The 24,133-nt window shown below is 37.6% G+C and carries 30 protein-coding genes and 2 riboswitches; of the genes, 15 read left to right on the plus strand and 15 right to left on the minus strand.

Annotated elements, in window-relative coordinates:
* Positions 1-193 precede the first annotated feature (193 nt).
* Positions 194-364, minus strand: a complete 171-nt coding sequence (locus tag ACDX78_RS15410; protein WP_486029049.1) for a DUF2759 family protein — start codon at positions 362-364, stop codon at positions 194-196.
* A gap of 208 nt (positions 365-572) precedes the next feature.
* Here ACDX78_RS15410 and ACDX78_RS15415 point away from each other — a divergent pair, with 208 nt between their 5' ends.
* Entirely contained in the window at positions 573-1,205 is a 633-nt protein-coding gene (locus ACDX78_RS15415) for an MBL fold metallo-hydrolase (RefSeq protein WP_486029050.1), read from the plus strand.
* Between the two features lie 189 nt (positions 1,206-1,394).
* On the opposite strand, the gene ACDX78_RS15420 is transcribed toward ACDX78_RS15415, so the two are convergent.
* The 10 genes from ACDX78_RS15420 to comGA form a co-directional block, all read right to left on the minus strand.
* Positions 1,395-1,637: a DUF2626 domain-containing protein gene (locus tag ACDX78_RS15420; RefSeq protein WP_486029051.1), complete on the minus strand. Its 243-nt coding sequence runs from the start codon at positions 1,635-1,637 to the stop codon at positions 1,395-1,397.
* A gap of 238 nt (positions 1,638-1,875) precedes the next feature.
* The gene (locus ACDX78_RS15425) at positions 1,876-2,133 is read right to left on the minus strand and encodes a hypothetical protein (protein WP_486029052.1); all 258 of its coding nucleotides are present in this window, start codon (positions 2,131-2,133) and stop codon (positions 1,876-1,878) included.
* 95 nt (positions 2,134-2,228) lie between these two features.
* Positions 2,229-2,351 carry a hypothetical protein gene (locus ACDX78_RS15430; RefSeq protein ID WP_486029053.1) on the minus strand — a complete coding sequence of 41 codons (123 nt, stop codon included), beginning with the start codon at positions 2,349-2,351 and terminating at the stop codon, positions 2,229-2,231.
* A gap of 104 nt (positions 2,352-2,455) precedes the next feature.
* Positions 2,456-2,836, minus strand: coding sequence for a hypothetical protein (locus tag ACDX78_RS15435; protein ID WP_486029054.1), 381 nt, complete (start codon positions 2,834-2,836; stop codon positions 2,456-2,458).
* Positions 2,808-3,263 carry a competence type IV pilus minor pilin ComGF gene (gene comGF / locus ACDX78_RS15440; protein ID WP_486029055.1) on the minus strand — a complete coding sequence of 152 codons (456 nt, stop codon included), beginning with the start codon at positions 3,261-3,263 and terminating at the stop codon, positions 2,808-2,810. Before comGF ends, ACDX78_RS15435 begins: the two co-directional genes overlap by 29 nt.
* Positions 3,211-3,552: a type II secretion system protein gene (locus ACDX78_RS15445; protein WP_486029056.1), complete on the minus strand. Its 342-nt coding sequence runs from the start codon at positions 3,550-3,552 to the stop codon at positions 3,211-3,213. The genes comGF and ACDX78_RS15445 overlap by 53 nt, the downstream gene beginning before the upstream one ends.
* Positions 3,539-3,994 carry a competence type IV pilus minor pilin ComGD gene (gene comGD, locus ACDX78_RS15450; RefSeq protein ID WP_486029057.1) on the minus strand — a complete coding sequence of 152 codons (456 nt, stop codon included), beginning with the start codon at positions 3,992-3,994 and terminating at the stop codon, positions 3,539-3,541. Before comGD ends, ACDX78_RS15445 begins: the two co-directional genes overlap by 14 nt.
* On the minus strand, positions 3,972-4,280 hold the full coding sequence (gene comGC / locus ACDX78_RS15455; protein WP_486029058.1) for a competence type IV pilus major pilin ComGC: 309 nt from the start codon (positions 4,278-4,280) through the stop codon (positions 3,972-3,974). The genes comGD and comGC overlap by 23 nt, the downstream gene beginning before the upstream one ends.
* A 14-nt stretch (positions 4,281-4,294) precedes the next feature.
* Positions 4,295-5,347 (minus strand): competence type IV pilus assembly protein ComGB, encoded by a 1,053-nt coding sequence (comGB, locus tag ACDX78_RS15460; protein ID WP_486029059.1) that lies wholly within the window; start codon positions 5,345-5,347, stop codon positions 4,295-4,297.
* Positions 5,295-6,320 carry a competence type IV pilus ATPase ComGA gene (gene comGA, locus ACDX78_RS15465; RefSeq protein ID WP_486029060.1) on the minus strand — a complete coding sequence of 342 codons (1,026 nt, stop codon included), beginning with the start codon at positions 6,318-6,320 and terminating at the stop codon, positions 5,295-5,297. The genes comGB and comGA overlap by 53 nt, the downstream gene beginning before the upstream one ends.
* Positions 6,321-6,476: 156 nt before the next feature.
* On the opposite strand from comGA, the gene ACDX78_RS15470 reads away from it, so the two are divergent.
* On the plus strand, positions 6,477-6,656 hold the full coding sequence (locus ACDX78_RS15470) for a YqzE family protein (RefSeq protein WP_486029126.1): 180 nt from the start codon (positions 6,477-6,479) through the stop codon (positions 6,654-6,656).
* 35 nt (positions 6,657-6,691) lie between these two features.
* Here ACDX78_RS15470 and ACDX78_RS15475 read toward each other — a convergent pair whose 3' ends face one another.
* The gene (locus ACDX78_RS15475) at positions 6,692-7,480 is read right to left on the minus strand and encodes a YqhG family protein (protein ID WP_486029061.1); all 789 of its coding nucleotides are present in this window, start codon (positions 7,478-7,480) and stop codon (positions 6,692-6,694) included.
* Positions 7,470-9,125, minus strand: a complete 1,656-nt coding sequence (locus ACDX78_RS15480; protein WP_486029062.1) for a DEAD/DEAH box helicase — start codon at positions 9,123-9,125, stop codon at positions 7,470-7,472. Before ACDX78_RS15480 ends, ACDX78_RS15475 begins: the two co-directional genes overlap by 11 nt.
* A gap of 140 nt (positions 9,126-9,265) precedes the next feature.
* Positions 9,266-9,364: riboswitch (glycine riboswitch) on the plus strand.
* A gap of 3 nt (positions 9,365-9,367) precedes the next feature.
* Positions 9,368-9,468: riboswitch (glycine riboswitch) on the plus strand.
* 164 nt (positions 9,469-9,632) lie between these two features.
* Here ACDX78_RS15480 and gcvT point away from each other — a divergent pair.
* Genes gcvT through gcvPB form a run of 3 tightly spaced genes read left to right on the plus strand, consistent with a single transcriptional unit; the run spans position 9,633 to position 13,575 of the window.
* The gene (gene gcvT / locus ACDX78_RS15485) at positions 9,633-10,742 is read left to right on the plus strand and encodes a glycine cleavage system aminomethyltransferase GcvT (RefSeq protein WP_486029063.1); all 1,110 of its coding nucleotides are present in this window, start codon (positions 9,633-9,635) and stop codon (positions 10,740-10,742) included.
* A gap of 27 nt (positions 10,743-10,769) precedes the next feature.
* Positions 10,770-12,119: an aminomethyl-transferring glycine dehydrogenase subunit GcvPA gene (gene gcvPA / locus ACDX78_RS15490; RefSeq protein WP_486029064.1), complete on the plus strand. Its 1,350-nt coding sequence runs from the start codon at positions 10,770-10,772 to the stop codon at positions 12,117-12,119.
* Complete coding sequence (gene gcvPB, locus ACDX78_RS15495; RefSeq protein WP_486029065.1) at positions 12,112-13,575, plus strand: aminomethyl-transferring glycine dehydrogenase subunit GcvPB; 1,464 nt, start codon at positions 12,112-12,114, stop codon at positions 13,573-13,575. Before gcvPA ends, gcvPB begins: the two co-directional genes overlap by 8 nt.
* 95 nt (positions 13,576-13,670) lie before the next feature.
* On the opposite strand, the gene ACDX78_RS15500 is transcribed toward gcvPB, so the two are convergent.
* Complete coding sequence (locus ACDX78_RS15500; protein WP_486029066.1) at positions 13,671-14,045, minus strand: rhodanese-like domain-containing protein; 375 nt, start codon at positions 14,043-14,045, stop codon at positions 13,671-13,673.
* Positions 14,046-14,435: 390 nt separating this feature from the next.
* Here ACDX78_RS15500 and ACDX78_RS15505 point away from each other — a divergent pair, with 390 nt between their 5' ends.
* The 3 genes from ACDX78_RS15505 to ACDX78_RS15515 all read left to right on the plus strand — a co-directional run bounded on the left by ACDX78_RS15505 (position 14,436) and on the right by ACDX78_RS15515 (position 18,616).
* Positions 14,436-16,997, plus strand: coding sequence for a vitamin B12-dependent ribonucleotide reductase (locus tag ACDX78_RS15505; protein ID WP_486029067.1), 2,562 nt, complete (start codon positions 14,436-14,438; stop codon positions 16,995-16,997).
* A gap of 202 nt (positions 16,998-17,199) precedes the next feature.
* Positions 17,200-17,619, plus strand: coding sequence for a transcriptional regulator MntR (gene mntR, locus ACDX78_RS15510; RefSeq protein WP_486029068.1), 420 nt, complete (start codon positions 17,200-17,202; stop codon positions 17,617-17,619).
* A 103-nt stretch (positions 17,620-17,722) separates the two neighbouring features.
* Complete coding sequence (locus tag ACDX78_RS15515; protein WP_486029069.1) at positions 17,723-18,616, plus strand: patatin-like phospholipase family protein; 894 nt, start codon at positions 17,723-17,725, stop codon at positions 18,614-18,616.
* A gap of 54 nt (positions 18,617-18,670) precedes the next feature.
* Here the strand turns inward: ACDX78_RS15515 and ACDX78_RS15520 are convergent, their stop codons facing one another.
* On the minus strand, positions 18,671-19,051 hold the full coding sequence (locus ACDX78_RS15520; RefSeq protein WP_486029070.1) for an SA1362 family protein: 381 nt from the start codon (positions 19,049-19,051) through the stop codon (positions 18,671-18,673).
* A gap of 308 nt (positions 19,052-19,359) precedes the next feature.
* Here ACDX78_RS15520 and ACDX78_RS15525 point away from each other — a divergent pair, with 308 nt between their 5' ends.
* From ACDX78_RS15525 to spoIIIAD, 7 genes are all read left to right on the plus strand, one after another.
* Positions 19,360-19,872, plus strand: coding sequence for a YqhR family membrane protein (locus ACDX78_RS15525; protein ID WP_486029071.1), 513 nt, complete (start codon positions 19,360-19,362; stop codon positions 19,870-19,872).
* Positions 19,873-20,004: 132 nt separating this feature from the next.
* Positions 20,005-21,066 carry a M24 family metallopeptidase gene (locus tag ACDX78_RS15530; protein WP_486029072.1) on the plus strand — a complete coding sequence of 354 codons (1,062 nt, stop codon included), beginning with the start codon at positions 20,005-20,007 and terminating at the stop codon, positions 21,064-21,066.
* 27 nt (positions 21,067-21,093) lie between these two features.
* The gene (gene efp, locus ACDX78_RS15535) at positions 21,094-21,651 is read left to right on the plus strand and encodes an elongation factor P (RefSeq protein WP_486029073.1); all 558 of its coding nucleotides are present in this window, start codon (positions 21,094-21,096) and stop codon (positions 21,649-21,651) included.
* Between the two features lie 196 nt (positions 21,652-21,847).
* A complete protein-coding gene (gene spoIIIAA, locus ACDX78_RS15540) occupies positions 21,848-22,765 on the plus strand; it encodes a stage III sporulation protein AA (protein ID WP_486029074.1) in 918 nt (305 codons plus the stop codon).
* A 4-nt stretch (positions 22,766-22,769) separates the two neighbouring features.
* On the plus strand, positions 22,770-23,282 hold the full coding sequence (gene spoIIIAB / locus ACDX78_RS15545; protein ID WP_486029075.1) for a stage III sporulation protein SpoIIIAB: 513 nt from the start codon (positions 22,770-22,772) through the stop codon (positions 23,280-23,282).
* Positions 23,283-23,489: 207 nt separating this feature from the next.
* The gene (gene spoIIIAC, locus ACDX78_RS15550; protein ID WP_164218061.1) at positions 23,490-23,696 is read left to right on the plus strand and encodes a stage III sporulation protein AC; all 207 of its coding nucleotides are present in this window, start codon (positions 23,490-23,492) and stop codon (positions 23,694-23,696) included.
* A 5-nt stretch (positions 23,697-23,701) separates the two neighbouring features.
* Positions 23,702-24,091 carry a stage III sporulation protein AD gene (gene spoIIIAD / locus ACDX78_RS15555; RefSeq protein WP_486029076.1) on the plus strand — a complete coding sequence of 130 codons (390 nt, stop codon included), beginning with the start codon at positions 23,702-23,704 and terminating at the stop codon, positions 24,089-24,091.
* Positions 24,092-24,133 lie beyond the last annotated feature (42 nt).

Below are 24,133 nucleotides of genomic sequence, written 5' to 3' on the forward strand. Positions count from 1 at the left end.
ATACCGCGCTTCCCATTCTATTCTTTTGTCTTTTAGAGTCATCGCATAACCTCCTGAATTCATTTCTAAGAAGATTATCGCATGGATGACTTTCTGATTCTATGTGTGTTTTATTTGACGCTTACGTACACACACAAAAAAGCTTACTGCATTTTTTCAGTAAGCTTTTTTTCATAATTATTGTGATATTTAGTTATCCTGCTATTTCCGATATTATGGTCGCAATTGAAAAAAATCCAAATGCAAGAGCAGTTAATCCGGAAAAGGCCAATGCAAACATATTTTTAAATTTCAATTGACGAATAACCGACACAACTGCAAGTATCGCAACGAGTAAAAAGATAATTCCTAATACGATATGCATATTGCTGATCCTCCTTGTTAGTTCCCCGATTACATTATTGGTACAGGAATTGTTTTTATATTAATATGTAACTAAGCAATTATAATACTTATTTTATAGTATTCCGTTGCATTTGTCGAGTTATTTCCTGTTTCTATTTATCCTTTTAAATATACGTTCAAAATTTATACAGGATTAACTTATTATGAATTGGATAAGGAGGATTTTAATGAATATTAAAACATTGCCGCTGGGGCCGCTGGGAACAAATTGTTATATCGTGTATGATGAATCAAACGCGCTGATCGTGGATCCCGGAGGAGAGGCAGAGAGAGTAATTCAGTTTTTAGATGAGGAGAAACTTACACCTGCAGCCATTTTGTTAACCCATGCACATTTTGACCATATTGGCGGAGTAGAAGATCTTAGGAATTATTATACGATTGAAGTATATCTTCATGAAAAAGAAGCAAACTGGTTAACGGATGCAAGTTTGAATGGGTCATGGCGATTTGAGGGTCATGAAGTTATAACAAAAGCTCCTGAACTTTCACTTAAGCCAGGTCCAATACAGATTTCATCATTTGACTTTGAAGCTGTGTATACACCTGGACATTCACCGGGGAGTGTAAGCCTTATTTTTAAAAATGAACAGTTTGTAATAAGTGGAGATGTTTTATTTAACCAGGGGATCGGGCGTACTGATTTACCAGGGGGAGATATAAAGCTTCTGGAATCAAGTATTCGAAATGTGCTGTATACACTGAATGACAACTTTGTTGTTTACCCTGGACATGGGCCTGAAACAACCATCGGGCAGGAAAAAGCGCGTAATCCTTTTTTTCAGCATAATCCACGATAATAAAAGTGTAAAAACCCTTCAAAAGATTTGAAGGGTTTTTTTAGGGGGATGTGCTCTGCTTTTTTGTTAGTCAATAATATAAGTTAAGCAGTTTTTACTACCTTAATCGTTTATTAGCAACATGTCAACAGTTTCAGCCAAAAATAGCAAAAACCCCCGTATTTTATATATATACAGGGGTTTTGCCGATTAATGTCCGAAACCAGGTACAAGTATAAATTCGGAATACCATGTAAATCCGACCATGAAAACTGTCAGATAAGCTGCGAATAAATACATATACATACGTTCAGATAATTTCAAATAACTTAATGTAAGGAAAAATGCCGTTTGAACAAGGAATAATAAAGATGTTTTATACATGTCTCCTATAAAAAACATGATTGTAAATATACCCGTCCAAAAGGCAAGCACACGAAACATTCGCTCCATGCCATCCCCTCCTTTTGGTAACTTTTCATTTGTTATTATATACGAGGAATCCCGTCTTGTAAAATCTTACTATGCCATGGAGTATTTTGCAACATATTTACAGCTCGCACAACGCTGGAACATATTTTCTTCCTCTTTTAAATCAATATTTTGAATAATACTTCGAGCATTCCTTTTAGAAAAGACTGGTGCATATCATTGTAGGTTATTAATTTTGAATGAGATGCTTTGATTGTTTTCATTGTATTCGAATTTTGGATACATGCCAATCATTGTTCCTGCATCTTCCGGGATGGTCAATTTTTCTCCCACCGATAATTCGTTGCTGATCGGCATCGTTTGATAATGTTCCCTCACTTTTGTACGTATTTTTTCCTGTTTGGAACAGTGCCTTTCTGCCGGGATCACCGAGTTCAAGGAATGATTCCAGTGCAATGGTAGCAAACATCTTATAATCGTGGTGGGGGAAATTCAGCTCAATCATTTCATCAGACAAACAATATAGCCTGCTTTGCCTGCCGCCTTTGCCGCTTAATTTCTAATAGGATTTCACCATGTTAATATCTTCAAGTTTTGACAAATGTAATCTTGCTACGTTCGGATGGTATCAAATTGTTTAGCAATATCTGCTACACTTACTTCTCTCTGATTTTGGATGATGTGCTGGTAAATATTATATCTGGTCGGATCACTTAATACCTTAGTAACCATCAATGTCTGTTCCACCTAGATCACCTTTCCAATCATTTCTACTTTTATTATAGTAAAAATGTTGGTTACAATGGGGAGAAGTTCGAACTGTTGGAAATTGAACAGATTTACTGATTAGTCGGTTCTTCAGGCTTAGGCATGTGATTTAAAAAGCTGTAGTTTATATTATTATTGGTCTTTATGGAGAAAAATAATTCATAGAAATAATCTTTGGAAGAAATAGTTATATTTACTGTTCCATCGGGAAAGGTATATTGAACCTTATCCGGAATTTCGATTGAGATTAGTTCATCTTTTACTTTTTCTCTTCCCAATTGAAATAATGACTCGACAATAACCTGTTCTACCTGTCTTTCGGTTATTTGAACATCATGTTTATAGCTTTGTATATTGGCACTAATAAATATGAATAAGAGAGTAACTGAAAACAGAACAAGCGGAAGGAAAAATCCCCGGTCATTATTCATAAAAGACAAAGGTTTTTTCATAATTTTCTCCTTCTGCTGTAGTTATGTTTAATTGAAACCCGTAATCGAGACGCTTTAACTGGATCTGTTTAACGTCCCGCAAATAAACTTCATGACCTCTACCATCTACCTGTCTTCTAATGAGACTTCCGTATGGTTCAATTGTGGCAATGTTTCCATTTTCCAGCTCTAGATCGATCCGTGAAGGGTTGCTGCGAATGTGATATCCTGTTGATTGGATCACATCATTACGTAAATATTGAAAGAACTGCTGGACAGAAATCTCGTTGTAGTTATTATCATATGAAGCTGCCTGTAATAAATAGCTTAGAAAGGGAAGGCAAACAGATAAAATGGTAATGGCAACGAGTAAATGGAGGAAAATAAACCCTTTTTCACTCTTTTGAAACTCCATAGAGACAAAATGATTCAGATCGTCTTTTCGCATTTTGCCATTCAGCACATCCTTTCACATATTCATTTTCTTTTTTAAATGTAAATTGTACTGCTTTTTCGTGAATGGTTTCTGAATAAGCGGTCGGAAGCGTTATATCTTCCAGCCATAAAAATTGCTGCAGCTCATCATGAACCTTTAGGGAAATTGTCCGGCGCTCACTTAACACCTGGCGTTCGGATTGGACCATCGAGATAATTGGCACAGCGGTAGTTACCACTGTCATAAGAATAGTGGTGGCTATAAGCACTTCGATTAGGGTGAATCCTTCATTCTTTTTCAATGTAATACCTTCCTTTTCCAAATGGAAAAATCATGCGGTAGGATGCATTTTTTGTGTGAATCTCAATTGTTCTCGGGTTTCTGATGGAACCACGGTGATCAAACGTTATCTCATTACTTATACGAGAATTTATAGTGACGTCTTTAGGGTAATCCCTTTTTATGAATCCTTCCTGATTCCCTCTGATAATTCGATAATGGTCATCAGCAAATCTAATTGAAGTCAATAGATTTTCACCTGCCATGCTTTGTATATATAACACATCGAATTCAAGTGTCTGAAGAAATTGTTCTTCTTCTGCAGCATCCAATGTGGAAAGAGATATGGGGACGACGAGTAACAGCATGATCATGACAATACTGAGTGCGATTAACATTTCGATCAGGGTGAATCCGTTTTTATTCTTCGTAGTTTTAAGATTAAGAATTAGATACTGTACCATTGTCATCATCATAATCTAAATGATCCCCATCTGGACATTGCCTCTGTTCATCATTAATATATCCTGCTTCTACCAGCTCTCCCAAAGTCCCCGGATATCTTCCTGTATCAATATAATACGCATCAACTTGGGCCTGAACTACAGCAGTTAATGCATCACAGCCTTTCTCATTAATATTTTCACTGTTAGAATTTAAATTTGGAACAATCAATATAATTAACACGGAAATCACCATCAGAACGACAAGCATTTCTATTAACGTAAATCCTTTATTATTTTTAAGCATTTTTTCTACTCCTTTTATATCGTTTGTATTAATTGAAACATTGGCCACATTAACGTTATATAGATGAACATGATGAAGCCTGCCAAAATGGCAAAAAACACTGGTTGAATATAAGTTATCGTTTTCATTGTTTTTCTTTCTATTTCCTCGGTCAGCAATTCTGCGTAAATGGTCAAGTCCTTTTCCAGCGCGCTAGCATTTTGGGTATTTTGAAAAATACCTGTCAGCTGTTTTTCCAGCAGGCTGAATTGTGATATGAGTGAGGCGATGGGAATGCCTTTCGTTAATTCTTCTTTTATCATAAGGGAATAATGGGACAGAACAGGCAGCTGCTTTTGTTCGGCCATATGGTCGAGTATATCTTTATATGGCATGCCTGTTTTCAGCAGGGTACTGAAATGAGTGGCAAAGTGAAAGGACGTTTGCAGCTTGGTTATTTTGCGGTATACGGGAAGGGCATTAATCAGTTTGATTTGTATTTGTATACTTATTTTGTCTTTCGTGATTCGCCACCCCAAAAAACAGATGAGAAGCACTAAAATGGCAAGCATGCCCGCATTAAACAAAAAATCAATGATAAAAATGGAAAACACAAGGGAAGATGACGCATGTGTGCTAGATTGGAAAAGGTTTACAAAAGACGGAAGGACAAACAACTGTATAACATAAAGCAGAATGATAAAAATAAATAGTAGGATAAATGGATATCTTGCTGTCTGCAGAAACTTATTTCTGTACTTAATACGGTTCTCAAACATGAATAAACATTTTTCAATGCTTCCTTGCAAATCACCATTAGATTTTACAAAGGATAAATATCCTGTGATCGTTTGGTGGAAGTTTGCCTGCGCGAATGAATTGTCGATTGTTTCACCATTTTTTAAAGAGCGAATAATGGTTTCTGCGGGGTAGATCAATTGCTTATCCCATTTTAAAACCTGCAATGCCTCCAGCAGGGGATAGCCTGAAGATAATAGACGACTCATCCGTTGCAAAAAAAGAATCTGTAAGTTATCAGAAAGGTTCTTCTTTTTCCATTTGATAAATTTCCTTAGAAATATATCCATAAGCAAAAGCCTTCTTTCTTAAATTTTCAAATGTATGGAAATTATTCTGTCTTAATGTCTCAGCTCCTTGTAGCGTATTTGTTAACGATTCACCGTCCAAAAGTTCTAAAATTGCACCGCGTCTCCCGTCATGTTTATAAACAGAAAGCGGCAGCAGCTGCAGTGATGCAACGGCGATTAATGACTGTTCCAAATCAGTGCGCTGTAATCCCATCTCCAGCAGACGATGAATGGTTCCTTTCGTATTTTTGGCATGGAGTGTGCTTAATACAAGATGACCGGTTAATGATGCATCAAAAGCAAATTGAGCTGTGTAGGCATCACGAATTTCTCCGACCATAATGATATCCGGATCATGCCTTAATGCAGCTTTCAAACCGGTCTGGTAGGTTATTCCTGCTTTTTCGTTCACTTGGACCTGAAGTATATCCTCCATCTGCTTTTCAATTGGATCTTCCAGTGTGATGGTCTGATAGGACTTCTCTTTTAGAATGGTCTCCAATAATGCATACAGGGTAGTGGTTTTTCCACTGCCGGTCGGCCCAGTAAACAAAATAATACCCGCTCGTTGTGAAATCCATTTTTTCAGTTTTTTTAATTGGTCAGGAAAAAGAAAGAGCTGGTTAAGACTAAGGTTTTTCTCTTGTGGAAGAATACGTATTGCCAGGCTTTCGTGGTGGTTCACCGGTAGTGTAGATAAACGAAGGGAAAATAATTGTTCGTTTACTTGATGGGTAAGCACTCCGTTTTGTGGTTTTCTGTTTTCACCAATGTCCATTCCGGAGGTGAATTTATAATACGTCATCAGGAGCTGATATTGTTCACTTAATATGGATTGGTGGAGCATCCTTTTTCCATGGATTCGAAAATAAATATCTGTCCGGTTTTTGAATGGATAAAAGTGGATATCTGAAGCTTGCTCCTTGACAGCATCATCAATGAGCTTATTGGAAAGCGGAGCTGCAGGGCTCATTCTATGGCTCACCTCCTTATTCTATGCGGCTGTAACATACTATTTCGACATCTTTCCCGGAATTCCTTCTTTTTTTAAAAAAATATAAATAAATTTATGGAATAGCTTATACACTTGGAGGTAATCCTATATATAAAAGAAATGAGGTGATTAGTTATTTCAGGCAATGCATATTTAAAATTTATGACAGAACAGGTTGTAAGCTATATTGATTTACCATCTGATGAAAGAAAAAGGCGAAAATCAGAACAAAAAAACAACCATCAATTCTATATAAATCGATGGATCGGAATTTTGCCTTTCGTCTTCCGCATGTTCATCAGGAGGACAGAGTAGCAGACGTTTTTCGCGAAATGTCTGCTCTTTGGTTTTTACTCTACGCTTCCATTTGCTAAATAAAACAACCCCCCGTTGATGACCTCATACGTAACCTCCGGATGATATCTTTCTATTATTTCCCTCTTCTCTTTTTCCATTTGTTGCTGTTCCTCTTCGGTTTCCGTTTCATAAAAGTGTTCGAGCAGTTTGATTTCCTCGTCTAATAACTTCAATGACTCTTGTGCCCATTCGTGAGTTTGGTTTTCTATATATTGATCAATGACACTTTCGATTCTTTTAAATCCGCTTTTTATCTTAATCATAGGGGAAATGGTATAACAATAATCGGATATGGTTGGATGTAACGTGAACTTTTTTAAAACATCCATCATTTCCACTTTCATCATACCGTTTACCAAATGTAGCCCGATGGAAAAAAGTTCATCCCGTTTATGCTTCCCTTGATAGCTTATTTTTAAATTAACGACAAGCCACGGGTATAAGGCCGTATTGGCCGTTGTGTTAATGGACTGAAATAATTTTGTGTATTTTTCATTTGTTCGTAAATGATTAATGATTTGCTGCAATCTCGGGCTCCCGAAATGAATCCACTCGGATTTTTCTTTTTTCCTTTCAGGGTTTGTGTTTAATGTTAATTGCATTGGTTCCCCGGCATGGCCCATTTTTTTGATATAATGCCAATAAAATGGCCTGTTCATTAACGCTTTGTCCATTTCTTCCGTTAATCGAATGCCAATAACGCCGCTTTCATCAGAGGAAACTTCACAATGATGAGCGGTAAAATAATCATATAAGAAAGCATTTAAATCATTAATTGCCATATTGTTCCCGCTCCTTTGTTTCTTCATAATTATGCTGAATGATGGAGGAAAGATTATCTAATTTAATCCTTGCTTCTCCGACAGAGACAGAATCATTAACGATCGTTTGGATTTCTGCTTCCATATCACCAATATTCAGTTCAGCCAGAATATCATCAAGCTGTCCGATTACCTGTTCAAATAAATTAATCTTTTCATACAGTAGTGACATGATATGTTCTTCCACTGTTTCTTTAATGGCGAAATTATAAATATGAACATCTTTATCCTGTCCATACCTGTGTATTCGGCCAATTCTTTGCTCCAGTCTCATTGGATTCCATGGCAGATCATAATTAATCATGTGGTTGCAAAACTGTAGGTTTATTCCTTCCCCGCCGGCTTCTGTAGCAATAAGCACCTGTGCGTGATTTTCAAACAACTGGCGCATCCAGTCTTTTTTTCCTCTTTTAAAACCGCCCCTGAATGGCACGGACGTAATACCATACTGTTGCAGATACCATTGCAGGTAAAGCTGTGTTGCCCTGTATTCCGTAAAAATAATCACCTTTTCATCGCCGATTTCCTTAATTAACTCTACGGTTTTTTCAGCTTTTACATGATGGGGCAGCTGCTCAATCTGATTTGTGATTGCGTTAATATGGTCATTTTCCCCCGCATGCTCAACCCATTTTTTTAATGATATATAGCATGCTTCTCTTGAGGAGCATAATTCTCTTAAATAGGTGATCTTTGAAAAGGATGAAAAAGATTGTATACTGTTTTCCAGCTGCGAGTACACCTTTTTTTCTTCATCGGAAAAATCAATCCAAACGGTTTCAATATTTCGTTTTGTATCACTGAATTGTGTATCTTTCCGGGTGTTTCGCACCATTACCTTTTGGACGAGCTGCTTTAAATAGGCATCTTCTTTGATCTTGTTTCGGTGGTTTCCGTATTTTTCTATAAAAGAATCGTAGTTTCCCAAATGACCGGGTTTTAAAATCGAAACTAAATTAAATATTTCAACTAACTTATTTTGCACAGGGGTGGCTGTAAGCAGTAAACAGTATTTTTTCTTTAGGGAACGGACAAATTGATAATTTTGCGTTTTATGGTTTTTCAGTTTATGCGCTTCATCGATAATAATAAAATCATAGTCAATATCTAAAATCTTTTCTCTGTGCGGTGCGCGTTTTGCTGTATCGATGGATGAGATAATAATATCAACTTGTTCCCAGGCATAATTTTTCCGGTGGGCAATAGCAGGAATAAAGAACTTGCTATTAAGTTCCTTTTCCCATTGGTTTACGAGGGAAGCCGGGACAAGAATCAATATTTTCTTGGCAAGCCCCCGAACCATATATTCCTTTAAAATAAGCCCTGCTTCAATGGTTTTACCCAGGCCGACCTCATCTGCGAGAATTGCCCGTCCATTCATTTGATCTATTACTTGATTTGCACAGTTTATTTGATGCTCCATAAGATCCAACTGGGGTAAGTAATCAAGTGAGCGCAATCCGTTAAATTGACTGCTCATCGTTGTTAATTCAGCTTCATAGGACATGTGAAACAGCTCCCACGGGGAGAGATTTTCCCCTTTATCCAAATGAAACTGCAGCTGATCGATGAATGCTGTATCCTTGTGAAGGTGAATAGAATGCATGGCTAACTTCCTTTTTCTATAGTTATTGTAAATTCTATTTTCTGTTGCATTTCTATGGTATAATAGCCGTAACTAAACGGATATTTCACGATAATGGTTCTTAGTATTGCCAAATAGCGTATTTTTATTATAAAAAGCGAATGATTGCAAGGGGAGAGATTACTGTTTTAATGAACAGTAACGCCGAAGGAGCAAGCAGAAATGTGAATCTCTCAGGCAAAAAAGACCCTTGCGGGACGCACCTCTGGAGAGTGTTTACTATGGTAAACCACCCACGAAGCAAGTACTCAGGTTGTTACTATCATTTCAAATGGGTATGAAACTTTCTGGTTTAAGGACAGGGATTTCACGAAGAGTAATTGTGAAATCTCTGTTTTTTTTCGCATGTAAGAAAGTGTAACACTTTCTTACATGCATAAGTGCAACTAAGGCTTTCGCCATTAAGGATTGGCGATAAGCCAAGTTTTCTATTGAGTAAAACATTAAATTGGAAAGGAGATTGAAAATATGAGTGAGGTAAAGCGAACCCCATTATTTCCGGAGTATGAAAAGCTAAATGCCAAAACAATTGATTTCGGAGGCTGGGATATGCCTGTACAGTTTGCCGGGATTAAAGAAGAACATCATGCCACAAGAAACCATGCAGGGCTGTTTGATGTTTCCCATATGGGAGAAATAACGGTGAAAGGCCCCAAAAGTTTGGAATTTTTACAAAAAATGGTAACGCAAGATGTGTCAAAATCAACACCGAACCGGGCGCAGTACACTTTTATGTGTTATGAAGACGGGGGAACAGTAGATGATTTCCTGATTTATATGATGGAAGAGAATGATTATTTATTAGTCGTTAACGCGGCAAATACGGAAAAAGATTATGAATGGCTGCTTAAACATAATGTCTATAGTGCCGAAGAGGTAGAAATAAAAAACGTATCAGCAGATTACGCGCAGCTTGCCCTGCAGGGTCCAAAAGCGGAAAAAATCTTGCAAACGTTAACAGAAACGGATTTGAATAGTATCAAATTTTTCCGGTTTGATCAGGAGGTTTTTATTGGATCATTAAAAACGTCTGCTTTGGTTTCCCGAACAGGCTATACCGGGGAAGACGGGTTTGAAATTTATATAGATAAAGATGCCGGGCGCGATCTTTGGCAAATGATACTTGAGACAGGCAAGGATAAAGGTTTGCAGCCTGTTGGCTTAGGTGCACGTGATACATTGCGATTTGAAGCAAATCTGCCGTTATATGGCCAGGAGCTCTCCGAAAATATTACCCCGGTGGAGGCCGGCATGGCCTTTGCCGTCAAAGCTAAAAAAGACGCTGATTTTATCGGAAAAGAAATTTTGAAAAAACAAATTGAAAATGGACCTGAAAGAAAACTGGCAGGTATTGAAATGATTGATAAGGGAATCCCAAGAACCGGTTATGGAGTGCTGGACGGCGAAGAGGAAATAGGTTTTGTCACGTCAGGAACACAATCTCCGACATTGAGAAAGAATATTGGAAATGTACTTGTGAATGCAGCATATGCAGCATCGGGAACGGAATTGACGATCAAGGTAAGAAAAAGGGAATTACGAGCTAAAGTTATTGAAACACCATTCTTAACAAAATAAACCGCGAACGCAGGGGAGGATATGAAAATGGAATTTCGTTATTTACCGACGACTGAATCAGATAAAAAGGAAATGCTGGATGAAATTGGTGTATCATCTACAGACGAACTATTTTCTGATATTCCGAAAGAAGTAAGACTGAACAGGGATTTAAATTTGAAAAAAACAGCCAGCGAATATGAATTAAAAAAAGAACTGACAGAAATGGCAGGCAAAAACGCGAATTTAACAGAATATCGGTCATTTTTAGGTGCGGGAGTTTATGATCATTTCATTCCATCTGTCGTTGATCATGTTATTTCCAGACAAGAGTTCTATACTGCTTATACACCTTATCAGCCGGAAATTACACAAGGTGAACTGCAAGCTATGTTTGAATTTCAGACAATGATTTCAGAATTAACTGCAATGCCAATTGTCAACTCTTCTTTATATGATGGAGGAACAGCTGTTGTGGAAGCTGTCTACTTGAGTGTAGCCCAGACAAAACGCAAAAAAGTGCTTGTTTCAGCTGCTTTGCACCCTGAATATCGCCAACTTGTTGAAACTGCTGCAAACGGGAAGAAACTTGACATTGTCGAAATTGATTACAAAAACGGTATTACTGATCTAGAACAGCTGGAAAAAGAACTGGATGAAGATACAGCCGCCGTTTTAGTTCAGTACCCTAACTTCTTCGGTCAGATTGAGCCGCTGGAAAAAATCAATGAACGGATTAAACAGGATAAGAAAACAATGTTTATTGCTTCCAGTAACCCGCTTTCTCTTGGGTATTTAACGCCTCCAGGTGAATTTGGGGCAGATATTGTTGTTGGTGATACACAAGTATTCGGTATTCCGGCACAATTTGGCGGACCACATTGTGGTTATTTTGCAACGACGAAAAAATTAATGCGTAAAGTACCAGGACGCTTTGTTGGAGAAACAATTGATACAGATGGCCAGCGCGGTTTTGTTCTAGCACTGCAAACGAGAGAACAGCATATCAGGCGCGAGAAAGCAACATCAAATATTACATCGAATCAGGCATTAAACGCTGTAGCAAGTTCAGCTGCAATGAGCGCACTTGGTAAGAACGGTGTGAAAGAAATGGCAAAATTAAATATGCAAAAGGCAAGATATACTAAGCAAAAATTAGAAGAAGCTAATTTACCAGCTGTATTTAATGGGTCATTTTTCAATGAATTTGTAATTAAACTTTCCAAACCGGTAGACGTTGTCAATGATGCTTTATTCGAAAAAGGATTTATCGGCGGGTTTGATCTTGGCAAAATATTTCCCGAATTAGAAAACCATATGCTTATAGCTACAACAGAAATCCGGTCAAAAGAAGAAATCGATGCTTTCGTAAAAGAAGTGGGGGATATCAATGGCTAATGAAAACTTTCCATTAATTTTTGAACGCAGTAAAGAAGGCAGAACAGGATATAACTTGCCTGCACTCGATGTTCCGGAAGTCAACCTTGAAGAAGAGCTTGAAGATGCATATATACGTAAGGTCGATGCAGCACTTCCTGAAGTCGATGAATTGGAATTAATGCGGCACTATACAGGGTTATCCAACCGTAATTTTGGTATACTTTCCGGGTTTTATCCACTGGGATCTTGTACGATGAAGTATAATCCGGTGATTAACGAAGATGTTGCCAGACTTCCTGGGTTTAGTCATATCCATCCATATCAAGATCCGAAAACAGTGCAAGGTGCGTTTGAATTAATGTATGATTTGCAAGTACATCTTGAAGAAATCACAGGAATGCATGAAATCACATTGCAGCCAGCTGCAGGTTCACAAGGTGAGTGGACATCACTCATGATGATAAAAGCATTTCACGAGTCAAATGGTGATCACAACCGGGATGAAGTCATTGTACCAGACTCAGCACATGGTACTAACCCGGCATCTGCAGCAGTTGCAGGATTTAAGGTGGTGGAAGTAAAATCAAATGAAAAAGGATTAGTTGACGTTGAAGATTTAAAACGTGTAGTTAACGAGAATACCGCAGCGCTCATGTTAACCAACCCGAACACGCTAGGTTTATTTGAAACAGAAATCGTCGAAATGGCAGAAATCGTGCATGGCGCAGGCGGTAAATTGTTCTATGATGGTGCAAACTTAAACGCTATTATGGGTTATAGTCGTCCAGGAGATATGGGTTTTGACGCAGTACATTTGAATCTTCATAAGACATTTACTGGACCACATGGTGGTGGTGGACCAGGATCCGGGCCAATCGGCGTTTCAGAAGAACTTGCACCATTCCTGCCTAAACCGGTAGTACGTAAAAACGATGGAATGTATGAATTTGACTATGATCTCCCACAGTCCATTGGTATGGTGAAAGGTTACTACGGAAACTTTGGAATTAATGTGCGAGCTTATACGTATATCCGTACAATGGGCGCGGAAGGATTGAAGAAAGTTAGTGAATATGCTGTACTTAATGCAAACTATATGATGCGCAGTCTTGAAAAAAAATATGAACTGCCATTTACACAACATTGTAAACACGAGTTTGTGTTATCCGGTAATAAACAGAAGAAGCTTGGTGTTAGAACGTTAAACATTGCCAAACGCCTGCTGGATTTAGATATTCATCCGCCGACTGTTTATTTCCCATTAATTGTGGAAGAGGCAATGATGGTCGAACCTACGGAAACAGAATCAAAAGAAACATTGGATCAATTTATCGATGTAATGATTCAAATTGCTGATGAAGCGAAGCACAATCCGGAAATCGTTCAAGAAGCTCCGCAGCACACAGCTGTAAAACGTTTAGACGAAGCAACCGCATCCCGTAAGCCGGTTTTACGCTTTCAAAGTAAAGGGTAATTCAAATAATAAAACGTGTACAGTCACCAATATGGGGCAAAAACAACACAAAAACTCCTGAGCCGTTTGTGAAGCTCAGGGGTTTTTTAATAGATTTATTTTTTTACTTTAATTTTACCTGTCCATTTTTTAAACCCGCCTTTTAATGTATTTAGATCCTGGTAGCCTTTTTTGTGCAAAAGCTGTGCTGCTCGTGCTGACCTGGAACCTCTTTGGCAGTATAAATAAACCGGTTTGTCTTTTCGCAATTCCACCAGACGCTGTTTCATCTGGGTTACAGGAATGTTTCTGGCACCCAGTATATGTCCTTTATCAAATTCCTGCGGTTCCCGGACATCAATTAATTGTGCCTTTCTGTAGCCTTCACGAAATTGATCTTCTGTTAAGACATTTAAAAAATTCTTTTGTCTATAATAACGAAAAACCATAAATGCCAGTAAAATAACTAGTGCTACTACGAGTATTTCCATACATTTCCCCCATTTAGTTAAGAGCGTACACAATCTATTATAGAATGAAGCCTGTAATTTTTCAAAACTTTTATCCGTGTGCTACAATGATTTCTGTGCTTGGCGGTTTTGATCAATTAGGGGCTATTACAATACATAATGCAAATGACAAAAAAATTGATTTTATAATTAAAAATTGCCTTATGCTCATTTTATCCCTGTTTTACATAGAATATCATGGAATTTCTTTTGTTGACAGAGACGTTAAAATTTGCTTTCAACACAATATATAGTGTTTTTTATAAAAAACGTTTCAATATATTGTTTTAAAATATATAATTGTGGTATTGTAATAGTAAATCAGTAAACACAAACCAACAGATAATATCGAATAAATAAAGGAGAGTTCATATGGCAACAACTTTTGAAACTGGAAATCGCATAAATGTACAAGCATTGAATCAGGACATTGAGCTGTTTCCGCAAGTACACCCTATTACAGATGATATGAAATTAAGCCATAAAGGGGTATCGCGTCTTGTTATGCTGGATCGATATGCTTTTAAGGACACGGAGAAAAAAACATTAAAAGAAGGGGATTTTGTAGTACTAACGGTAAAAGCAGATCCGAAATTCCCTGCAAGAGGGCTCGGATTTATAAAGTCGATTGACCGGTTTAACCAGGAAGCGGATATTCAAGTGCACAGTGACTATGTTTCCGTTCTGGATGATGAAATGGAAGCCAAAACAGGTGTGGTTAAACGTAAACTGGATACCGTCGACAAACCGCTTGAAATTTATTATGAGCAAATTGCAAAAAGAAATGCACAAGGACTCTCAGCTGTAGAAACTTCAGAAGAAAAACAGCAAGATTGGTTTACGAAGTTTAATGATGAACTCAGCAATATGAACTTTATCCCGGCAGGAAGAGTATTGTACGGCGCTGGAGCTGATACAGAAGTAACTTATTTCAATTGTTATGTGATGCCTTATATTAAGGATTCAAGGGAAGGGATCTCCGACCACCGCAAAAAGGTAATGGAAATCATGTCAAGAGGCGGAGGAGTAGGGACAAACGGATCTACACTCCGGCCGCGGAATACGCTGGCAAGAGGCGTAAATGGCAAATCATCGGGATCTGTCTCATGGCTTGATGATATTGCGAAATTAACGCATTTGGTGGAACAGGGTGGATCAAGACGTGGGGCTCAAATGATTATGCTCGTGGATTCTCATCCTGATATCATCGAGTTCATTATTTCCAAAATGCAGAACCCTAGAATTTTGCGGTTTCTTATTGAGAATACAGAAGATGAACAAATAAAAAGACTGGCAAAAGAAAAACTGAATTTTACTCCATTAACAGACACGGAAGCTGATTTATATCAGGGTGTCACCAATTATAGAACTATGCCAGGTACCGGCGGATTTACAAACGCAGCCATCCAGGAAGCTGAAAACAAATTAAGCACAGGCGGAACCTACTCCGTTCATAATCCGGAATTTTTAACAGGAGCAAATATTTCTGTATGTTTAACCAAGGAATTTATGGAAGCAGTTGAAAATGATGATTATTACGAGTTGCGTTTCCCGGATGTGGAGAATTATACGAAAGAAGAGATGGAAGCATATAATGAAAAGTGGCATGATATTGGTGATGTGAGAAAATGGGAGAAAATGGGTTACGGTGTCCGTGTATACCGCCGCGTAAAAGCGAAAGACCTGTGGAATTTAATTAATATTTGTGCAACCTATTCTGCAGAACCTGGTATTTTCTTTATTGATAATGCCAATGACATGACTAATGCCAAAGCTTATGGGGATCAGGTAGTTGCAACAAATCCGTGTGGGGAACAGCCACTCGCACCATATTCTGTTTGTAACCTGGCTGCAGTTAACCTGGCTGAGATGGCCCACAAAACAACAAAACAGATTAATACGGAAAAATTAAAACAGACAGTAAGAACGGGAGTTCGTATGCAGGATAATGTGATTGACGCAACGCCGTACTTCCTGGAAGAAAATAAAAAACAAGCACTTGGTGAAAGACGTATAGGACTCGGTGTAATGGGACTTCATGATTTATTAATCTATTGCGAAACAGCCTACGGATCACGGGAAGGGAATAAGCTTGTTGAGGAAGTCTTTGAAACGATTGCAACTACTGCCTACAGGGAATCGATTGAACTGGCAAAGGACAAGGGAAGTTTTCCATTCTTGGTTGGCAATACAGAAGAAGAAACAAAAGCATTGCGTGAAGCATTTATCAATACCGGGTATATGAAGAAAATGCCAGAAGATATTAGACAAGGTGTAATAGAACATGGAATCCGAAATTCGCATCTGTTAACTGTCGCTCCAACTGGCAGCACTGGGACAATGGTCGGAGTTAGCACAGGACTTGAACCATATTTTTCCTTTTCTTATTACAGAAGCGGAAGGTTAGGCAAATTTATTGAAGTAAAAGCAGATATTGTACAGGAATACTTGGATAATAATCCTGATGCAGATCCAAATAATCTGCCGGATTGGTTTGTAACGGCTATGGAACTTGCGCCGGAATCACATGCAGATACCCAGAATATCATTCAGCGCTGGGTAGACAGTTCTATATCCAAGACAGTAAACGCACCAAAAGGTTATTCCGTGGAACAAGTAGAAAATGTATATCAGCGCCTCTATAATGGAGGAGCAAAAGGCGGAACCGTTTATGTAGACGGAAGCCGTGACACGCAGGTTCTGACTTTAAAAGCAGAAGATAATTCCTTCGGGGAACAAACAGAACTATTTGAAGAATCCGAGTCACCAAAAGTGGTGTTAATGGATACCATACAGGAATTGGAAAAAACAGACGTTACCATTGGATCTGAAATTGGTGATACCTGTCCTGTATGCCGTGAAGGAAGTATAGAAGATATAGGTGGATGTAACACCTGTACGAATTGTAATGCACAGCTGAAATGCGGATTATAATTATCAAAGGGAAGAGGTCATCCCTCATCTTCAACCACTCCAGTTTTGAAGAAGAGGGATAACCTCTTTTTTATTATAAAATAATATGGAAAAAGTATCTCCAATACAGTAAATACTTGTTCAGAAAGGAGATTTACGTTATGCTCAAAAAAGAAACAATGTTGCCCTAGATAAAAATTATTCACCGAAATGAGGAGATACTATGCCTACACCAAGTATGGAAGACTACATAGAACAAATATACAATTTAATAGAAAAAAAAGGATATGCCAGAGTATCTGATATAGCAGAAGCACTGGAGGTACATCCTTCATCTGTAACAAAAATGGTACAGAAGCTGGATAAGGATGACTATTTAAACTATGAAAAATACAGAGGCTTCATTCTGACTGCAAAAGGAAATAAAATCGGAAAGCGGCTTGTTTTTCGTCATGAACTCTTGGAAGAATTCCTTGAAATCATCGGGGTTGAAGAAGAAAATATTTATGAGGATGTAGAAGGGATTGAACACCATTTAAGCTGGAACTCCATTGACCGTATTGGAGATCTTGTTAATTATTTTAAAGAAGACGAGGATAGAGTGAAACTTTTAAGACAAATGCATATGGATAATGAAAAATAAACAGTAAGAAACAGTGAAATAGTTCGTTTTTTTCATCAAGTATGTTCTAAATGCTTCTTCTTCAGCTTACAAATATAAAAAAGGCTGACAAGGAGAATAACAGATGAAAATTGATGGTGTTTTTTCGGGCGGGGGAGTTAAAGCTTATGCATTTTTGGGAGCACTCGAGCGTATTGAAAATAAAAATCTGCAGCTGGAACGTGTTGCAGGTACTTCAGCTGGTGCGATAATAGCAGCTTTTATAGCAGCCGATTACCATGCGGAAGAAATCAAAAATCTTCTGCAGGAAGTAGATCTTCATACTTTTGCCGATCCTCCGAAACTAGCAAAGCTGCTTCCATTCAGTAAATGGTTTTTCTTATATTTTCAATTGGGAATGAACAGGGGAGACAAACTGGAAAAGTGGTTATATGAGCAATTGGCTAAAAAGAATATATATACTTTTAACGATTTAAAAGCGGGTTATTTAAAAGTGGTCGTTAGTGATCTTTCGTTAGGTAAGCTAGTTGTTATTCCAGATGATTTGGACAGAATCTATGGAATCAATGGGACATATTTTCCTGTAGCCAAGGCTGTAAGGATGAGTGCGGGCTTTCCTTATTTTTTTATGCCAAAAAAACTTCCCGGGAAAACGAATAAAAAAAGTATTATTGTTGATGGGGGATTATTAAGTAATTTTCCGCTGTGGATTTTTGATAATGGTACATACAAACGGGACAGACCGATTATAGGGGTGAAATTAAGCTCGTCCATTGAAGATCAGCATCAGTCTCATGAAATAAACAATGCACTGGATATGTTCCAAGCATTGTTCTCTACGATGAAGAAGGCACATGATACAAGATATATATCCACGGACGAAAAGCACAATATTGTTTTTATTCCGGTTGAAGATATAGGGACAACGGATTTTGCGATCAATGAAACAACGAAAAATGAATTAATGGATACAGGATATGAATTTACTGAAAAATTTCTGAAAAACTGGCCAAAATGAACTAATTTTAGATAGGGTTTTTCCCGTAATCAAAGAGTATGAAAAAGATCGGGCTTACAAAGAAGCCCGGTCTTTTGGGTTTGATTTATTTCCATCGATTACCCGCAAATGGGAAGCACGTTTATGAAGCTTCTTCCGGGATTGTACCGGCTGCGGTTTCTTATTTTTAGTCATAGAAGAGCGATTTGGATTTTGGTTTTTATATTTAGTCTTCGATTGTTTAACCGCCTGTTTGTATTTTTTTGCATCATTAGAAGGAGATTTTTTTCTTAGAAATACAAAATAGATTACCCCGAAAATGGCCAGACCAATGGCAAGCATAACCAGAATATTTGTCAAAAAGCCTACCGTATTGGTGAATAGTTGTGAAATTAAACCGATTACAGCTAATCCTATAATGATATAAACCAATGTTGCTATTTTATTACCGGACATAAAAACCCCTCCTTTCTTTTATAATAACAAGGCACTATGTTTGAACAGCTTCTATATTTCATATACCACTTTCTACTCGTTTTATACCCACTTTTTTAGATGGAGAATCATTTATTTCTTATTTTAATGGTTTCCATTTTTCTTTTTATATATGCAAGATATAGTTATTTTATATATAGTATCAAATAAAAGCAGTTTTAGAAAAGATTTGGCTCGCGAATATTATAAATATTATATCATATTAGATGCATTTAGAAACTAATGGTTTTAACAATAACTGGTCATACTATATTTTGGAGGTGACTATTATGAAAGAACAGCATCAATTGGAACAAAATAAACATGAAGAACCACTTTCGTTATTGACCAGAGCTATGATTACCGGATTTGTTGGAGGGTTGATTGCAAGTATTACCGGATTAATCATATATTATTTTAACTTTACCGAAGTTTCTCCTACATCTTTTGTCTTGAAGTCATGGGTAAATGCCACGTGGGTGGAGAGCTGGCTCGGAACATTAATAACCGTTATTATGATGGGATTGTTATCAATGATCATTGCGTTTATATACTATATCACACTCAAGAAGTTGTATACGATGTGGATAGGGGTCACGTTTGGCATTGTACTCTGGGGAATCATATTTTTTGTGCTGCATCCGCTGTTTCCGAACATTCCTGCATTTGTCGACCTTGAAATCAATACATTAGTATCAACCGCTTGTTTGTTTATTTTATACGGCACTTTTATTGGTTATTCCATCGCCTATGATTATCATGATACGAAGATAAAAGAAAAGAAGGAACAAGTTCAAAATTAATTATCCTATAGGATTGGCCTGCTGCTTGCATACTTTATCGTTATCCAAATGGAATTGTTTATGATACACTGAAATCGGTGTATTTATTGCTTTATTAAGTTGAAGATATCGGAAATGGGAAGGAATGATTTCATGGAGAAAGTGGATAAAGTAAGAGCTGCTCTAGAAGAGAATGGGCTGGATGCAATTTTAATAACTAGTTCCATTAACAGAAGATATGTCACCGGTTTTACCGGAACGGCAGGAGCTGCTGTTATTACGAAAAATGATGCGCGTTTTATCACAGATTTTCGTTATACAGAGCAGGCAGCCAAACAGGCAGAAGGCTTCCAAATTGTTGAACACAAACAATTAATTGAACTTGAAATAAAAGATCAATTAAAAGAAATGAATGTGAAACGCCTTGGATTTGAAAAGGATCATGTAAGTTACAGCCGGTATGAAAATTATAAAAATGTACTGGATGTGGAATTAGTTCCAGTCAGCGGAGTAATAGAGGAACTCCGTTTAATTAAAGATCAGGATGAACTGGAAATAATGAAAAAAGCGGCCGAAATTGCAGATAATGCTTTTGAGCACATTCAATCCTTTATAAAACCGGGTGTAAAAGAAATTGACATTTCAAATGAATTGGAATTTTTCATGAGAAAACAAGGGGCAGCATCATCAAGTTTTGATATTATCGTCGCTTCCGGCTTTCGTTCTGCCTTGCCTCATGGAGTTGCTTCTGAAAAAGAAATCCAGTCTGGCGAACTCGTAACGATGGACTATGGGGCACTGTATCATGGTTACTGTTCAGATATTACAAGAACAGTAGCAGTGGGTGAAATAAATGATGAATTAAAAAATATCTATGACACTGTTTTAGAAGCACAAATTCGGGGAGTGGAAGGCATCTGCCCTGGTATATCAGGAAAAGAAGCTGATGCATTGACAAGAGATTATATTAAGGAAAAGGGATACGGGGACTATTTCGGACATTCCACCGGTCATGGATTGGGGATGGAAGTTCATGAAGGCCCTTCACTTTCTTTTCGATCAGACAAAAAACTTCAGACCGGAATGGTTGTCACCGTTGAACCAGGTATTTATGTTCCTCAAGTTGGCGGCTGCAGAATTGAAGATGATGTTATTGTTACAGAAAAAGGAAATGAACGACTGACATTTTCTTCAAAAGAATTAGTCTATGTTTAATACTGATGGACAGAGAGGAGTACTAATATGATTTCGGTAAACGATTTTAAGACAGGATTGACGATTGAAGTAGATAATGATATTTGGCAGGTAATGGAATTTCAACATGTGAAGCCTGGAAAAGGAGCAGCCTTTGTACGTTCCAAACTGCGTAATTTAAGAAGTGGCAATATCCAGGAAAAAACGTTTCGCGCAGGTGAAAAAGTTGGTAAAGCACATATTGAAAATAAAACCATGCAATATTTGTATGCATCTGGTACTTCACATGCGTTTATGGACACGAACACATATGAACAGATTGAATTGGCATCAGACCAAATAGAAAATGAATTAAATTACATGAAAGAAAATATGGAAGTGTCCATTATCGTTTATGAAGGAGAAGTACTGGGAGTGGGTTTACCAAAAAACGTGGAATTGGAAGTTACAGAAACCGAGCCGGGTATTAAGGGAGATACAGCCAGCGGCGGCTCAAAACCGGCTACAATGGAAACCGGACTAATTGTACAAGTTCCATTTTTTATCAACAAGGGAGAGACACTGGTAATCAGCACTTCTGAAGGGAAATACATTTCCAGGGCATAAATATGATGTTAAACAGTCCTTGCCGGGGCTGTTTTTTTATACGGAATTTTTTGCATATCAATGATTGTAAAAAGTATTTGTCCACATAACGGGGTAAATGCTTTTTTCTTTTTCATTACATCTCACCGGTTGGTCATAAATTTTATTGGACAACATACATTTACTAGTAAGTATCTATTAAAAGAGAGGACAGGTTATGGAAGCAATTCTATGGTTATTTCCAGATCATATTAAAAAGGTAATACAGGAAAAACTCAAAAAAAACTGGGACCAATTACAGGAAATTCGGATGCGATTAAACCAGCCTATAGAACTCATTTTCAATGATAAAAATGAATGGATGTCTTTATTAAAACCGGATAAAAACGATTTTATTTTTTTAATTAATCAATTAAGCGAACATTCCCTGTACCGATTGGAAAATGAACTCCGGGAAGGATATATTACGATTGATGGAGGTCATCGTGTCGGCTTAGCAGGAAAAGTAACTACAGTAAATGGCAATGTGAAGGCGGTCCAGTATATAACATTTTTAAATATCCGCATCGCAAAGGAAAAAATTGGAGCAGCGGCACCGGTCATCCCTTTTATCTATAACGACAGATATGTAAATACACTTTTCATCGGACCCCCGCAAACGGGGAAAACGACTCTTATACGGGATATAACGAGAATTGTATCATCAGGCTGGAAAGGGGTTCCGGCAAAAAAAGTTGGCGTTATTGATGAGCGTTCCGAAATAGCCGCATCTATAAAAGGGATTCCCCAGCATAACTTAGGCGTGAGAACGGATGTGCTCGATGCTTGTCCGAAAGCAGAAGGCATGATGATGATGATACGTTCCATGTCCCCCGATATTCTTGTCGTAGATGAAATCGGTGGAAAAAAAGATGTGGAAGCTTTGCTGGAAGCGATTAACGCCGGTGTAACTATTATCAGTACCATACACGGAAGATCTTTGGAGGAACTTAAAAAAAGACCAACTTTACAACATTTATTTGAACAAAAGATTTTCAAAAGGCTTATTTTGTTAAATAACACCAAGAAACCGGGCAGTATTCAACAAATTTATGATGAAAATGGAAAAAAATTAAAGGAGAAATCGGGGTGCTAACCTGATGCAGTGGATTGGAGCACTTCTTTTCATAGGAACAACAACTTGGATAGGGTTTGAATGGAGTCACCGCCTGACAACAAGGCCAAAGCATATTAGACAATTAAAAAATGCATTGCAGATATTGGAAGCGGAAATTGTGTACAGCCGTCTACCTTTGCAGGATGCATTTTTCAACATAAGCACCCAAATACCGGATCCAATCAACACTTTTTTTAAATCACTTTACACGACAATGCTAAAGGAACGAAACAGTCTTTATGGTATATGGGATATCCAGGTAAACGAGCTGATGAAAACCTCATCTTTAGATAACAATGAAGCGGAAATACTGCGGCAATTTGGACGAACACTGGGCCAGCATGATGTTCTCCAGCAGCAGAAACATATCCAACTTGCAGTACACCACTTAGACAGGGAACTGGAAAATGCCAGGGATAATCAGTTCAAATACAGTAAAATGGCAAAAAGTTTAGGAATATTATGCGGGTTATTTATTGTTCTATTGTTTATATAAGTACGTAAGAAGAGATAAAAACATTCTGCACAGGTGCACAAGAATTAGTGCAACAGCGACTCGTCACAGAAGGAAAATGATTTTTTCGTTGAACCAAGGCTTGCACTTCAAAGTAAACGCGTCTGTTTCTAAGAAAGCAATATATGCTTTCATAAGATTCCCTCTAGGACAAGCCATGTTTTCTAACAGGAAAGGAGCTTACCCTTTATGTTTAATGATGCTTCTATACTATTTCAGATTGCCGGTATTGGAATTATCGTGGCTTTAATTCACACGATTTTAAAACAAATGGGAAAAGAAGAAATTGCTCAGTTTGCAACATTAATCGGGTTTATTATTGTACTTGTTGTTGTGATCAACAGTCTTTCCGATTTATTCCAGCAGATTAGATCTGTTTTTCTGTTCCAAGGGTAATGCGCATGGAAATCTTACAAATTGTTACTTTGGGAATTATAGCCAGTATTCTTTATATCGTTACGAAAGAATTAAATAGTTCTTTTGCATTTTATATCATCATTATCATGGTAGTTATCATATTTTTATCCATTATTCAGCAAATAGGAGCTATATTTAACCTGATTGAAACATTGGGAGAGAGAGCCAATGTCGAAGGTATGTATATGAAGACAATTTTACAAATTATTGGCATTGCTTATATCGCAGATCTTGGTTCAAGCATTGTGAAGGATGCTGGGCTAGCCTCTGTAGCCGCAAAAATAGAATTGGCGGGTAAAATATTTATTTTAATACTTGCAGTCCCAATTATTACTGCTGTAATCGAAGCTATACTTAGTTTTTTACCAACTTAAAATGTGCTTTTCAAAGGGTGCGATATGTGAATTACTAGGGAA

This window comes from Virgibacillus oceani, assembly GCF_041521345.1.
GTDB lineage: Bacteria > Bacillota > Bacilli > Bacillales > Amphibacillaceae > Virgibacillus_N > Virgibacillus_N oceani_A.

What these genes read in the sequence shown, in the direction of transcription:
- ACDX78_RS15410 (WP_486029049.1), bottom strand. Translation starts at nt 364, where the DNA reads ATGCATATCGTATTAGGAATTATCTTTTTACTCGTTGCGATACTTGCA.
- ACDX78_RS15415 (WP_486029050.1), top strand. Translation starts at nt 573, where the DNA reads ATGAATATTAAAACATTGCCGCTGGGGCCGCTGGGAACAAATTGTTAT.
- ACDX78_RS15420 (WP_486029051.1), bottom strand. Translation starts at nt 1,637, where the DNA reads ATGGAGCGAATGTTTCGTGTGCTTGCCTTTTGGACGGGTATATTTACA.
- ACDX78_RS15435 (WP_486029054.1), bottom strand. Translation starts at nt 2,836, where the DNA reads ATGAAAAAACCTTTGTCTTTTATGAATAATGACCGGGGATTTTTCCTT.
- comGF (WP_486029055.1), bottom strand. Translation starts at nt 3,263, where the DNA reads ATGCGAAAAGACGATCTGAATCATTTTGTCTCTATGGAGTTTCAAAAG.
- comGD (WP_486029057.1), bottom strand. Translation starts at nt 3,994, where the DNA reads ATGGTACAGTATCTAATTCTTAATCTTAAAACTACGAAGAATAAAAAC.
- comGC (WP_486029058.1), bottom strand. Translation starts at nt 4,280, where the DNA reads ATGCTTAAAAATAATAAAGGATTTACGTTAATAGAAATGCTTGTCGTT.
- comGB (WP_486029059.1), bottom strand. Translation starts at nt 5,347, where the DNA reads ATGGATATATTTCTAAGGAAATTTATCAAATGGAAAAAGAAGAACCTT.
- comGA (WP_486029060.1), bottom strand. Translation starts at nt 6,320, where the DNA reads ATGAGCCCTGCAGCTCCGCTTTCCAATAAGCTCATTGATGATGCTGTC.
- ACDX78_RS15475 (WP_486029061.1), bottom strand. Translation starts at nt 7,480, where the DNA reads ATGGCAATTAATGATTTAAATGCTTTCTTATATGATTATTTTACCGCT.
- ACDX78_RS15480 (WP_486029062.1), bottom strand. Translation starts at nt 9,125, where the DNA reads ATGCATTCTATTCACCTTCACAAGGATACAGCATTCATCGATCAGCTG.
- gcvT (WP_486029063.1), top strand. Translation starts at nt 9,633, where the DNA reads ATGAGTGAGGTAAAGCGAACCCCATTATTTCCGGAGTATGAAAAGCTA.
- gcvPA (WP_486029064.1), top strand. Translation starts at nt 10,770, where the DNA reads ATGGAATTTCGTTATTTACCGACGACTGAATCAGATAAAAAGGAAATG.
- gcvPB (WP_486029065.1), top strand. Translation starts at nt 12,112, where the DNA reads ATGGCTAATGAAAACTTTCCATTAATTTTTGAACGCAGTAAAGAAGGC.
- ACDX78_RS15500 (WP_486029066.1), bottom strand. Translation starts at nt 14,045, where the DNA reads ATGGAAATACTCGTAGTAGCACTAGTTATTTTACTGGCATTTATGGTT.
- ACDX78_RS15505 (WP_486029067.1), top strand. Translation starts at nt 14,436, where the DNA reads ATGGCAACAACTTTTGAAACTGGAAATCGCATAAATGTACAAGCATTG.
- mntR (WP_486029068.1), top strand. Translation starts at nt 17,200, where the DNA reads ATGCCTACACCAAGTATGGAAGACTACATAGAACAAATATACAATTTA.
- ACDX78_RS15515 (WP_486029069.1), top strand. Translation starts at nt 17,723, where the DNA reads ATGAAAATTGATGGTGTTTTTTCGGGCGGGGGAGTTAAAGCTTATGCA.
- ACDX78_RS15520 (WP_486029070.1), bottom strand. Translation starts at nt 19,051, where the DNA reads ATGTCCGGTAATAAAATAGCAACATTGGTTTATATCATTATAGGATTA.
- ACDX78_RS15525 (WP_486029071.1), top strand. Translation starts at nt 19,360, where the DNA reads ATGAAAGAACAGCATCAATTGGAACAAAATAAACATGAAGAACCACTT.
- ACDX78_RS15530 (WP_486029072.1), top strand. Translation starts at nt 20,005, where the DNA reads ATGGAGAAAGTGGATAAAGTAAGAGCTGCTCTAGAAGAGAATGGGCTG.
- efp (WP_486029073.1), top strand. Translation starts at nt 21,094, where the DNA reads ATGATTTCGGTAAACGATTTTAAGACAGGATTGACGATTGAAGTAGAT.
- spoIIIAA (WP_486029074.1), top strand. Translation starts at nt 21,848, where the DNA reads ATGGAAGCAATTCTATGGTTATTTCCAGATCATATTAAAAAGGTAATA.
- spoIIIAB (WP_486029075.1), top strand. Translation starts at nt 22,770, where the DNA reads ATGCAGTGGATTGGAGCACTTCTTTTCATAGGAACAACAACTTGGATA.
- spoIIIAC (WP_164218061.1), top strand. Translation starts at nt 23,490, where the DNA reads ATGTTTAATGATGCTTCTATACTATTTCAGATTGCCGGTATTGGAATT.
- spoIIIAD (WP_486029076.1), top strand. Translation starts at nt 23,702, where the DNA reads ATGGAAATCTTACAAATTGTTACTTTGGGAATTATAGCCAGTATTCTT.